Below are 12,166 nucleotides of genomic sequence, written 5' to 3' on the forward strand. Positions count from 1 at the left end.
GTGCCGCTAGCCGGCCCCGCCTGCGGCGGCCGGATCGGCAACCGGCGGCACCGGAGCCTCTTCCTCGGTGCGGGCGACGGTCTGCGGGCTATCGCCCTCGTCCGGGCCTTGCGACATCGGCAGCTCAGGCAGCGTATCCGGCACAGTGTCCGGCGAGGGCTGCAGATACTTGCGGCGATACTCGGCCAGGAAGATGTCCAGCGAGTCGACGCTCTGCAGGTTGTCGAGCACGGACATGAACTCCACCCCGCGGTCGGCGACGGGCCGGGTGACGATGGCGAAGGCCGCAGCATCCGGGCTGTCGCTCATCTTGTCCGTGAACTTCGCCTTCAGGCGCGACAGGCTGAAATCGTCGTTCGCGAGCGAATAGCCGATGGCCGCTCGCAACAGGTCTGTGCGCTCCTGGTCGGCAAGCGCAACCGGGTCCGACCACCGGCCGCCGACAAGCCCTTCCAGCAGCTCGCCCGCCTCGCGCCAGCTCTGCGCCGCCCACAATGTATCGGCCTTCAACCGGTCGACATCCTCGCCGCGCATGTTGCGGACGATCTCCAGCGCCAGATCCGGCCGGCCGCTTTCCGTCAGGGCGCGCGCCTCCACCATGTTGCGCTGCCGCTCCAGCTCGCGCGGCAGCTTGGCCTGCCGGGTCCGGTTGAGAACGCGCAGCGCCTCGTCGGGCTTGCGGTCCATCAGGTAGACGACGCCGAGGTCGGCGGCGATCTGTGCGCGTGCAGCGCCTTTCAGACGATGGTCGACCTGGTGACGCAGCAGCTCGGCTGATTGCGTCAGAAGATCCATGTCGATGAGTCGACCGGCAAGACGGCGCACCATCTCGTCGCCGCGGCGGCCCACCGGCGTCATTTCGCGGAAATCATAAAAGAGCGCCAACGCCTTGACCGGGTCCATCCGGTCGGCCTCGCCGTTGAGGAACAGGTTGGCGAAGACCGCCCCCATCTCGTCCTGCAAAAGGCGTGTCGTCTCCGCATCCGCATTCGCCTGGAGCGCCGACTGCATCGCCTCGAACGCATTGCGGTAGTTCCCCGACTGAACCTCGAGCTGGGCCAGGAAGCGCAGGGTCTTCAACTCGGTCTCGTCGCCGCGCCAGGACGCGGCAAGGCCGGCCAGCTGATCGACAGCCTCGGCGGTGGAGAGCTCGCCATCCCGGTGGCGGACGCGCAGCGCCCGGTAGGCAGCTTCTGCGGCCAGCGCCCTGTCCGGCGAGCGCTGCACCAGGTCAAAGGCCGTCAGCGCCTCGCGCGAGCGGCCGGACGCATCCGCGATCTGTCCGCGGATGATGTCGTAGCGCGCCGCCTGATGCGCGGAGGCAAGGCTCGGATCGATCTCGGAAAGAATGGCCGCCGCATTGCCGTAGTCACTCACCTCGACCATCGCCTCGGCAGCGGCAAGGTGGAAATCGATCTGCACGCTCACCGGGTAATTGCCGACCACCGCCTGACCGCGCGAGAGATTTTCCCGCGTCGCGGTCCAGTCCCTCTGGTCGGCCGCCGCGATCGTGCGCCAGACCGAGGCGTCGGCGTTGTTGAGCAATTCCGGCCGACCGAGATAGTCGAGCGCCTCGCGCGGACGCGCGGCCAGCGTTTGCGCCGCGCCCATCAGCAGATTGTATCCCGGATCGCGGGTCAGAGCGGGGTCGTCATACGCCGCCAACTGCATCAGCCCGAGCGCTTCGTGGGCAAAGCCATGCGCCAGATAGAAACGCGACATTTCCATGCGCGGCACCCGCCGTTCTTCCTCCGGCGTGTTCGCGATCGCGTATTCCATCTTCTTGATCTTATCGAGGAAATCCTTGGTGTTGCTGCTCATCAGGTTGCCGAGATCGACATGTCCGGGCGTCGCCGGATCGACCACGGGCGGCAGCACCTTGGACCCCTTGGTCAGGTTGCCATTGGAGACAGCAAGCCCGCGCGGCCGCTCAAGGATCACCGCATCGCCGTTCGGCTTGACCTCCAGATCGTCCGCCTTGCTGAGGACAGCGATACCATGGGCCGACATCAGGACATCGAACTCGGCAAAGCTCTGCGGCTTGAGCACGCCGCGGGAGGGCGCGTAGCCGGTGACCACCGTCACCCTGTCGCCGGCGAAGGGATCGATCACCTCACGCACAGCGGCCGGCGCCTGGAAGGGAATGGTGATGATCGCGCCTCCGTCGCCCCGCACCGTGCGCTCCAGCGAGAGCGGGCGCGACGGCTCCAGGATCATATCGCCGATGGTCATCACCCAGGCGCTGCCATCGATGCCGACCGAGGCAAGCGCATCGCGCATCAGGTCGACGCGGATCACCTGCCAGTCCGCATTGGCGGTGACCTCCACCGCCTCCACCCGGTCGGCAAGCACCGACCGCATGCCGCGAATGTCGACCGGATCGGCGGTGTCGAAAACGAGATACAGGCTGCGATACCGCCGGAATACCGCCGAGGCCACCGGTTCGGAGAAAGGAAACACCACCCGCACCGTATCGCCGATGCGCCGTGCTTCGGCCACCACGAAGCGGCGGGCCTCATCGTCGTAGCCGGCCGGCGGCATCTCGGGCGACGAGGAGACTTCGGCGGAGCCCGAAATCTCCTTTCCGGCGACGCCGCTGAGGTCGATCTCCGACGGCAGGACATCTTCGCTCGCAGGAGCGGTAGGCTCAGAGGCCGGCGCGGTGCTCTCGGGCGGAGCAGCGGCGATTTCCTCCGGGCGGACTTCGGCGGCGGGCGCCGGCTGCGCAACCTCGGCGGCCTTCACCGTCTCGACGGCGGGTGCGGGCTCTGCGGGCTGCTCGCTTGCGGCGGCAGTTTCAGTAGTTCCGGCCTGCTCGGCCCCCGGCTTCGTGCGCGGAAGCGGCAATGCCGAGGCAGTCTCTTGCGCAGACGCAGGTGTCGGCGCGGCGGTTTCGGGCGACGCAACGGTCTCGGCTGGCTTTTGCGACGGCGCAACGCCTTCCGGGGTGCCCGCAGGCGCATGACCATCGACCACGCCCTGGTGGCCGGCGGCCTGCTGCGGCGCCTCGGCCGTTCCGGCGGCGAAGACGACGCCCGTGGCACCGGCTGGAACGTTTTCGCCAGCCTTCATGGCTTCGTCGATCGCCGCGTTGACGGGATCCTGCGCCATGCTGCGCGGGGTCACGTCGAGAATGTAGAAATTGTCCTCGCGAAAGGCGCGGATATCGACATCCGGCTGAACGCGCAGAAGGAACTTGAGCCGCCCCTCGTCGATGAACGAGGTGGCATCGATCACTCCAGGGGGAAGATGGGCGCGCAGATCCGACAGGTCGACCGGAACGTCGTAGTTGAACGTGACCTTGATCATGTCGCCTTCGCGCACGAAGGCCGAGTCGAAGTTCAGGTTCCACTCGAAGGCCAGGCGGGTGAAAGTCGGGTGAGTGCCGATGGAAAGCTCGACCTTCGGCTCCTCCTGCCCCTTCAGCCGCGCCTGCTCCAGCGCACGGGCACGGCGGATCGCCTCTTCGGCGCGCCGGGCCAGCTCCTGCACCACATCGTCGGGCAGGCCCGGCGGCATGCCCTGCCATGTCGGCGGCAGCAGGTCGATGAACAGCTTCTCGCCCGCTTCCATGGTGTTGACCCGGAAGTCGCCCATCAGGGCAAACCGCAGGGCCGAGCCGTCGGGATCACGACGGGCGATGGAGATGAAATTCGGCATGTCGACGGGAACATTGTCGACATTGGTGATCACCTGATCGCGGAAGCGGATGCGCAGCACGCCATTGGACGCCAGCGCGTCGTATTCCGGCAGCAGGGTCAGGTCACGGAAGGTCAGCACCATCCGGCCGTAGCCGTCCTGCTGGGACGCGCGAAGATCCACCTGAAGGGTGTCCGCATGGGCGACCGGAACAAGCGCGCAGGCGAGCGCAAGCAGGGCTGCAAGCTGCAGCGCAAATGCACGAAACGCCGCCACGATATCCGCGACGACGGTGCCTAGCTTGTCTCTTTTAGAGCCGTCCTGCCTCACAGGGCTCCCCTGAACCTTTCGACCGAACAGCCAGTCTAGCGGATGCGGCTTAACGCTGCGTTTAACGGGTGCTCCGGATTCCCGGGCATTCCCGTCAGAGAGCAGCCCCCCGCCGGAGCTTTCATCAATTGCCCATGATCTTCGGCAGGTCCGGAGCAACCACCTGAGCGGCCTCTTCCTGCGGCTTGCGTCCGGTAACGAGAGCCACCGTCAACCGCTCGCTCGCCTCCGGCGTCATCCGCCCCATGATGTCGGCCATCTTGCGCGGTTTCATCTGCTTGGCGACACGCACGAGAATGTCGAGATCGAGACGGTCGAAGATCCGGGCCGCGTCCTTCGCCTTCATCGATTCGTACATGAGCACGAGATCCTTGAGCTCGTCCTCGCGCTTCTTCTCCTGCTCCTGGTTGAGGGTCCGGATGCGCTCCTCGATGGCCGCGATCTCATCGGCCTTCTGCTTCAGGCGCTCTTCGGTGTCCTTCATCAACTGCTGGCGCAGTTCGAACTGCTTCTCGCGATTGTCCAGCTCACGCCGCCGCTCGCTGAGCGACTCGAGCACCTTCCGCTCGGCAATAGAGCCTCCGAGCTCCAGCCCGCCCGGCGCGGGAGGCGCATCGCCGCCGGTTCCGCCCGATAGCGGAGGCACGACGGCGGGATCGGCTGCTGCCGTATCGGTGGAGGCAGGGTCCGTCGCCTGGGCCTGATCCGCGGACGCGGTCTCGGCCGGGGCAGCTGCCGTATCGGCCGCCTGCTGCGCCATCGCCACGCTCACGCCGGCGGTGACGGAGGTTCCGCCATCGACAGCGAGCCCAAGCAGCTTCAGCACCAGAAGAGCGCTGGCTGCAAAGACAAGAACGGGGATCAGGCGCAGGTTTGTCACGCGGCCTGCTCCGCTGCACGCTTGCGGAACAGCTCCAGACGGGCGGTCGCCTCCATCGCGGCCGACCGGATATCGCTGGCGCGCATGGTCGTCGGGCGGGCCGGGGCCGGCTCTTCGACCGGGGCCGGCGCGGCAGGCGCGGCCGCGTGCTGCTGCACGGTGCGGGCCGCCTCGGTGATCTGGGTGATACGCTCCAGCACGGTGTTGCCGCGCGAGACGTGGGCCGCCAGTTCCTGCGACAGGCGCTCGGCATCGACGAGGCGCTGACCGAGGGTTCGGTCAGCCTCACCGGCCGTTGCCTTGAGGCCGAGAATAGCGCGCTCGGCGATTTCCGACGCGGTGATCAGCTCGGAGATCGTGGCACGCAGCGCCTCCTCGTCGGCACGCAGACGCTTCAGCCGCTTGTTGAGCACGACGCAATATCCGATCGTCACCACCAGCAGCAATGCGACGAGGCTCTCGATCATCAGTCCGACAGGGAGCGTGCTCATGTTGGGTCCATTTCCTTCTGCATGGCGCGCTCGAACGCGGCCAAGGTCATCTTGGGCTTCTGCAGCCCGCGCTCGACGCGGATCGCGATGGAATCCTCGTCCTTGCCCATTGTCCCTTGCGTCAGCGGGATGCCGCCGCACTTGATCGACACCGGATCGCTGGGGGAAATGTCGAACAGCAGGGTCTCGCCCACCTTCAGGTCGAGCACCCGCCCGAGCGGAATGTGCGTCTCGTAGAGAACGGCATCGACATCCACTTCCGCGGCGTAGATCTCGGTGGCCAGGTGGCCTTCCCAGATCGGATCGCGGCCGAACTTCTCGCCCATGAACATCTGCAGGAGCAGATCGCGGATCGGCTCCAGGGTCGCATAGGGCATCATGATTTCGATCTTGCCGCCCCGGTCCTCCATGTCGATGCGCAGTTCGACGAGGATGGCCGCATTGGCCGGGCGCGAGATCGCGGCGAAGCGCGGATTGGTCTCCAGGCGCTCCAGATTGAAATGAACGGGCGAGAGCGGCGAGAAAGCCTGCTCCATGTCGTGCATGATGATCTCGATCATCCGCCGCACGAGGTTGCTCTCGATGGTCGTATAGGGACGTCCCTCGACGCGCACGGCCGACATGCCGCGTCCGCCGCCCAGCAGCACGTCGATGATCGAGTAGATCAGGCTCGATTCGACTGTGCACAGGCCAAAGCCGTCCCATTCCTCGGCCTTGAACACGCCCAGGATGGCCGGCAGCGGAATCGAATTCAGATAGTCGCCGAAACGGACCGAGGAAATGCTGTCGAGCGACACCTCGACGTTGTCGGAGGTGAAGTTGCGCAAGGAGGTCGTCGTCAGCCGGACCAGACGGTCGAAGACGATCTCGAGCATCGGAAGACGCTCGTAGGAGACCATCGCCGAGTTGATGAGCGCGCGGATGCCGCTCTGGTCGGCAGCGATCGTATCCTCGATGTTGAAGCCGAGGAGGTTGTCGATCTCTTCCTGGTTGAGGATACGGTCGGCACCCCGAGTGGCGCTTTCCAGCTCCGGCTCGCTGTCGTCGATCATCGCCGCCCATTGGGCGGCCATGTCGTCGCCGCCGGCGACGCCCTGTTCCTCGAGCGCAGCACCCCAGGCAGCGGCAAGATCCTCGTCCTCGCCTTCGCCGTCCATCTGCTCGGCCAGGGCTTCGCCCCATGCCTCGTCGAGATTGCCGAGATCGTCGTCGTCAGCCATTGGTGACCTTACTGGACCAGGATTTCCTTGAAGAGCACACCCTCAATGCGAGCCGGATAGACCGCCGTATTGATGCGTCGCAGCAACTCTTCCTTGAGTCGGAACAAACCGGAAGACCCTTCGAGATCCGCCGGGCGAAGCTCGCGCAGATAGACCTGGAAGGCATCGAGAATGCGCGGCAGGTAGGGCTCGATCTTCTGCACCATCTCGCGGTCCGAAACCTCGAGCGAAATACGAACGCGCAGATAGGTGGCGCGTCCCTCGCTCGACAGATTCACCGTCATCTCCGGCAGATCGAAGAACACCGCAGGACGCTGCTCGACCGAGGCCTCTGGCGCTCCGGTACCATCCGGCGCTGCCGCTTCGCCGCCGCCCATCAGAAAATAATAGGCGCCGCCCCCGATGGCTGCGAGCAGGACAAGACCTGCGCCCCCGAAGATCAACAGCTTCTTTTTCGACCGGCCGGCTCCCTCTTCCGGGGCGCCGGCTTCGGCTGCATCCGCATCCGCCGTCATGGTGGGTTAACCTCTCTGCGCTGCCCCTCCCGCGCGTATGATTAATTTCTAAAGCCACAATGGTTAACGAGTGGTTACCGAACCGTTAACGCCTCGCAAAATGCGGCAAATTTTGCCGAGCGGTAACCAATGACGGGGACAAACCTGCCGCCCCATCGCCCGCACCTCCAGGAAACATCAATAAAATCAATATGCCAGCAACTGGCACGCTCCCTGCAACAGGGTTAACGAGCATCCGCTCTGGGGAGGGTGGATGTTCGCTGGGGAGCATAGGAACGGTACGTTATGGAGAATTCACTTCTCATCGGGCTGTCGCGCCAGACAGCCCTGCGCAATCAGCTGAGCGTGGTGGCCAACAACCTGGCCAACATGAACACGACGGGTTTCAAATCCCAGCGCCTGCTCTTCGAGGAATACCTGATGCCGGTCGCCGAGGCCTCGTCCTTCGAGCGCCCCGACCAGAAGTATTCCTATGTCCTCGACTACAGCGCCTCGTCGGACTTCGAGGTCGGCGCGATCTCGCTGACGGAGAACACCTTCGATGTCGCCATCGAGGGTGAGGGCTTCTTCGTCGTCGGCGACCCTGCCGGGGAGCGATACACCCGAAACGGCGCCTTTCACCTCGACGCCACCGGCCAGCTGGTCACGGCGGACGGTCGCCCGATCATGGGCGAAGGCGGCCCTCTCGTTTTCACCGCCGATGACGGCGATGTGACCATCGCCGAGGACGGAACCGTCTCCACCGAGCTCGGCGTCAAGGGGCGTCTGCGCGTGGTCCGCTTCGAGGATCCGCAGGCGCTGGAACGGGTCGGCGACAACCTGTTCGCCGGCGAGGCGCCGTTGGCGCTCGAGCGCGTGCGCGTCCAGCAGGGCGCCATCGAGAAGTCGAACGTCTCCGGCGTCGTCGAAATGACCCGGATGATCGAAGTTACCCGCAACTACACGACCGTGTCGAAGATGCTGTCTGACGGCGACGAATTGCTGCGCAAGGCAATCGAACGCCTCGGCTCCGTCCAGGCCTGAGCGAAGCGGAAGAAGGAACACTCGTCATGAAGGCACTTCATATCGCCGCCACCGGCATGCGCGCCCAGGAGCTGAACGTCGAGGTCATCTCGAACAACGTCGCCAACATGCGCACCACCGGCTACAAGCGCCAGCGCGCCGACTTCCAGGATCTGCTCTACCAGAACCTGCGCCGGATGGGCACGAACTCCTCCGCGAACGGCACGATCGTGCCGACCGGCGTGCAGATCGGCTCGGGCGTCAAGACCGCTTCCACCGCGCGCATCATGAGCCAGGGCAACCTCGCCCCGACCAACAAGGAACTGGATGTCGCGATCCGCGGCGAAGGCTTCTTCCAGATCCAGATGCCGGACGGCAGCACCGCCTATACCCGCGACGGCTCCTTCGAGCGCGACCCGAACGGCCAGCTCGTCACCATCGACGGCTATTCCGTGCTGCCGGGCATCGTCATTCCCGAAGACGCCCGCGACATCACCATCTCGAACGACGGCCAGGTTCAGGTTCTGGACGCCAACAACGCCGTTCAGGTGCTCGGCCAGATCCAGATCGCCCGCTTCATCAACAAGTCGGGCCTGGAAGCCATCGGCGACAACCTGTTCCTGGAAACGGAATCCAGCGGCGCTGCCATCGTCGGCAACCCTGGCGAGGCCAGCTTCGGCGATCTGATGCAGAAGCATCTCGAAATGGCGAACGTGGAAGCGGTCAGCGAGATCTCCGACCTCATCGCGGCCCAGCGCGCCTACGAGATGAACTCCCGCATCATCAAGGCGGCAGACGAGATGTCCGCCACCACTTCGAACCTGCGCTGACGCGCCGGCTGACCGGAAGGATATCCGAGATGTTCGCCAGGCTCCTCCTTGCCGCCGCACTGGTCGCTACCGCCGCCCTGCCGGCGCTGGCCGGCACGCTGCGCTCCGAAGTGGCGGTGACCGGCCCGGTCGTCACCATCGGCGATTTTTATCCCGATGCCGGCGCCCATGCCGCAACCCCGCTGTTCCGCGCGCCCGATGCCGGCACCCGCGGCACCGTGCCCGCCCACATGGTCGCCGAGCGTGCCCGCGAAGCCGGCTACGCGACAGCCAGCACCGACGGCCTGCGCCAGGTCGTCGTCGAGCGCCTCGCCCTTACCATCGGCGAGCACGAGGTGACCCAGGCCGTGCGCGATGCACTGCTGGCCCGAGAGAGCAATCTCGAAGCCGAAAGCCTCGACGTCACGCTGACGGGCTTCCGCGGCCCGCTGCTGGCAGATGCCGGCCAGGTCGAGCCGATCAATGTCTCGGACCTTGCCTGGGACCGCTATTCCGGCCGCCTGTCCACGACCCTGCGCATCCGTACGGTCGAGGGCACCACCACGGTGCGCCTGACCGGTGTCGCCCGGGAGATGGTGGACGTGTACGTGGCAGCGCGTCCCATCGAGCGCGGCACCATCATTGCCGCCTCTGACATTGAACCGCAGCGCGTTCCGGGCAACCGCCTGACCGCCCGCCAGATCACCGACCCGGCGCAGATCATCGGCCAGTCCGCACGCCAGGCCCTCCAGGTCGGCCGGCCGCTACGCGCCGCCGACTTCGAGCCGCCGGTGCTGGTGCGCCGCGGCGCCAAGGTCACCCTGGTCTACCGGGCGGCCGGCATGACGCTGACCACCGTCGGCCAGGCCATGTCCAACGGCGCCGCCGGCGACATGATCGACGTCCTGAACCTCCAGTCCCGCCGTACCGTCACCGGCATTGTCCGCGCACGCGACCAGATCGAGGTCGGTTTCGCACGGCAGCACCTTGCCCAGCTCCAGGAGACGAACTGATGGCTCCTCGCATGTCCCTCATGAAGCCCGCGCTGGCCGTCTCGCTCGCGCTCGCCACCGCTGCCTGCGGCACCGCCGACAAGCTCTCCCAGGTGGGTCAGGCCCCTGCCCTCTCGGCGATCCAGGATCCGACCACGACGGCCGGCTACCGCCCCGTGCAGATGCCGATGCCGACGCCCCAGTCGGACCACTACAACTCGAACTCGCTGTGGCGGTCCGGCGCCCGCGCCTTCTTCAAGGACCAGCGCGCCGCGCGGGTCGGCGACATCCTCACCGTGCTGGTGACGATCTCCGACAAGGCCGAGTTCGACAACAAGACGCAGCGCAGCCGTACCGGCTCCTCGTCCTCCGGCACCGGCGGTGCCGTGGGCGCGGCGATCAACACGTTCCTGCTGCCGGGCGGCACCAGTGCCGACAATCTGGCCTCCGCCGAGGGTGCCTCCACCTTCCAGGGCAGCGGCAAGGTCGACCGCGAGGAGAAGCTGCAGACCCGTGTCGCAGCCGTCGTCACCCAGACCCTGCCGAACGGCAACATGGTGATCGAAGGCCGCCAGGAAGTGCGGGTCAACTTCGAGGTGCGAGAGCTCATCGTCGCCGGCGTGGTGCGTCCTGAGGACATCGCCGCCAACAACACCATCGAAAGCGAGAAGATCGCGGAGGCCCGCATCGGCTACGGCGGCCGCGGTCAGATCACCGACGTCCAGCAGCCGCGCTACGGTGCCCAGGTGCTCGATATCGTCCTGCCGTTCTGACGACACCCCTCAGGTTCGCGGCCCGGCTCCCCGAAAGGCGCCGCGAACCTCTCCCCTCCCCAAGCCGCTCTACGCTCCCCAAGCACGGACGGCAGGCGGGCACGGGATCCCCCCGCTCCCCAGCGGACCCGTGCCCGCCGCATTTACTTCCCCGTCAGAGATTGCCGGAGGGTCCTGCCCGGTCACAGTTCAACTCACCCCAACGATTACTGTTCACGCCGCATCTTCCTGGTTCGGCCGGTCGAGCGGATGCCGCCCGCTCTTCAGGCAAGGCGCTCTTGCACCGCCACCCTCGTCGCGCGAACCGCGACTGGTCGCGAAAACCGGCTCGAGCACCATCGAACGGAACACAGCGAACAGACGGTCGTCGAGCTTGCCCTTCATCTCGCTCATGATGCCGATGGCCTGGCGCGGCGGCATCGCCCCCTTGTAGGGCCGCTCCTCGGTCAGGGCGCTGTAGATGTCGGCAATGGTGACGATACGGGTCAGCGGCCCGATCGCGGAGCAATTGATGCCATTGGGATAGCCGCTGCCGTCGAGAAACTCGTGATGGTCGCGCACGGCCTGGATGACCTCGACCGAGCTGCGCCCGCCGCGTTGAAGCGCGAAGGCCCCGCGTGCGGGATGGGTGTTGATGACCCGTTTTTCCGCTTCGCTGAGCGGTCCGTCCTTTTCCAGGACGGAGATCGGGATGAACAGCTTGCCCACATCGTGCAAGAGGCACGCCTCGGTGATCATCGAAATATCGGCGTTGTGCAACCCGAGGAACTGGCCGAAAGCGCTTCCATTGCCCGCAACGGTCAACATGTGGCGACAGGTGCCGCTGTGATGCAGCTTCACCGCGTCCAGCCAGCCGCTGAGGCCTTCCCGCCGCGTTGCCTCGGTGATCGAGCGAGTGGTCGCATCGAGGATCTCTGGCGGCAACGGCCGGTCGGCGCGCATGGCGGCGCCGAGCTGGCGATAGAGCACATCGCCGTTCGCGATCGCCTTGGCCACATGCGGAGATCGCCCCGCGAGGTGGGCCGACAAGTCACGGTTCAAGATGGCCTGCACTGCAGTGCGGACATCGCCCGACGACCGGAAACTGGGAACGATCCGCTCGATGCCGAGCGCCTCGGCCTGGACCAGGCCTGCCCGGTCGCTGCCCGGCGCGACATAGATCGTGTCGCTCCTGCGGCGGTCCTCATGGAGGATCGAGGCGAGCAGGGAGACCTGGCTCTGACGTCTCAAGGCACTGTAGAGGACCACGACGCGGGCCTTATCGAGGCGCGCGGCATCGGCCTCGGAAAGCGAAATGCGCTCAACCTTGAAAGCCAACGCCAATGCGTTGGCGAATGCCGGTTCGGCGTTGTCCTGGTCTACGAGAATGATGACGTCGATCATGCCAACCGCCAACCTTGAATGACGCTGAAGTTCCTCTGCGTCATCCTTATCCGGCGTAACTTGTCGAACCCTTAATCGGCTCGAGCACGAACTCTTAACGAGATATGAACCGCAGCTGCGGCACGGCCACGC

The 12,166-nt window shown here is 65.9% G+C and carries 10 protein-coding genes; 4 read left to right on the forward strand and 6 right to left on the reverse strand.

The window, feature by feature from the left end; all coding sequences use genetic code 11:
• Nucleotides 1–6: 6 nt before the first annotated feature.
• The 5 genes from H7H34_RS14790 to H7H34_RS14810 all read right to left on the reverse strand — a co-directional run bounded on the left by H7H34_RS14790 (nucleotide 7) and on the right by H7H34_RS14810 (nucleotide 7,075).
• Nucleotides 7–3,915, reverse strand: a complete 3,909-nt coding sequence (locus H7H34_RS14790; protein WP_185925618.1) for a hypothetical protein — start codon at nucleotides 3,913–3,915, stop codon at nucleotides 7–9.
• 178 nt (nucleotides 3,916–4,093) lie between these two features.
• The gene (locus H7H34_RS14795) at nucleotides 4,094–4,849 is read right to left on the reverse strand and encodes a MotE family protein (protein WP_185925619.1); all 756 of its coding nucleotides are present in this window, start codon (nucleotides 4,847–4,849) and stop codon (nucleotides 4,094–4,096) included.
• Nucleotides 4,846–5,340 (reverse strand): DUF6468 domain-containing protein, encoded by a 495-nt coding sequence (locus tag H7H34_RS14800; protein WP_185925620.1) that lies wholly within the window; start codon nucleotides 5,338–5,340, stop codon nucleotides 4,846–4,848. The genes H7H34_RS14795 and H7H34_RS14800 overlap by 4 nt, the downstream gene beginning before the upstream one ends.
• The gene (fliM, locus tag H7H34_RS14805; RefSeq protein ID WP_120267275.1) at nucleotides 5,337–6,560 is read right to left on the reverse strand and encodes a flagellar motor switch protein FliM; all 1,224 of its coding nucleotides are present in this window, start codon (nucleotides 6,558–6,560) and stop codon (nucleotides 5,337–5,339) included. Before fliM ends, H7H34_RS14800 begins: the two co-directional genes overlap by 4 nt.
• A gap of 8 nt (nucleotides 6,561–6,568) precedes the next feature.
• Nucleotides 6,569–7,075: a flagellar basal body-associated FliL family protein gene (locus H7H34_RS14810; protein ID WP_185925621.1), complete on the reverse strand. Its 507-nt coding sequence runs from the start codon at nucleotides 7,073–7,075 to the stop codon at nucleotides 6,569–6,571.
• 285 nt (nucleotides 7,076–7,360) lie between these two features.
• On the opposite strand from H7H34_RS14810, the gene flgF reads away from it, so the two are divergent.
• The 4 genes from flgF to flgH are packed head-to-tail and all read left to right on the forward strand — an operon-like array spanning nucleotide 7,361 to nucleotide 10,651.
• On the forward strand, nucleotides 7,361–8,098 hold the full coding sequence (gene flgF, locus H7H34_RS14815; RefSeq protein ID WP_120267273.1) for a flagellar basal-body rod protein FlgF: 738 nt from the start codon (nucleotides 7,361–7,363) through the stop codon (nucleotides 8,096–8,098).
• Nucleotides 8,099–8,124: 26 nt separating this feature from the next.
• Complete coding sequence (gene flgG / locus H7H34_RS14820) at nucleotides 8,125–8,907, forward strand: flagellar basal-body rod protein FlgG (protein WP_120267272.1); 783 nt, start codon at nucleotides 8,125–8,127, stop codon at nucleotides 8,905–8,907.
• Between the two features lie 29 nt (nucleotides 8,908–8,936).
• Nucleotides 8,937–9,899, forward strand: coding sequence for a flagellar basal body P-ring formation chaperone FlgA (flgA, locus tag H7H34_RS14825; RefSeq protein ID WP_185925622.1), 963 nt, complete (start codon nucleotides 8,937–8,939; stop codon nucleotides 9,897–9,899).
• Nucleotides 9,899–10,651, forward strand: coding sequence for a flagellar basal body L-ring protein FlgH (flgH, locus tag H7H34_RS14830; protein WP_120267270.1), 753 nt, complete (start codon nucleotides 9,899–9,901; stop codon nucleotides 10,649–10,651). Before flgA ends, flgH begins: the two co-directional genes overlap by 1 nt.
• A gap of 213 nt (nucleotides 10,652–10,864) precedes the next feature.
• On the opposite strand, the gene H7H34_RS14835 is transcribed toward flgH, so the two are convergent.
• Entirely contained in the window at nucleotides 10,865–12,034 is a 1,170-nt protein-coding gene (locus tag H7H34_RS14835; RefSeq protein WP_185925623.1) for an HD-GYP domain-containing protein, read from the reverse strand.
• Between the last annotated feature and the right edge of the window lie 132 nt (nucleotides 12,035–12,166).

Origin of the sequence: Stappia sp. 28M-7 (assembly GCF_014252955.1) — a bacterium.
Taxonomy (GTDB): Bacteria; Pseudomonadota; Alphaproteobacteria; order Rhizobiales; family Stappiaceae; genus Stappia.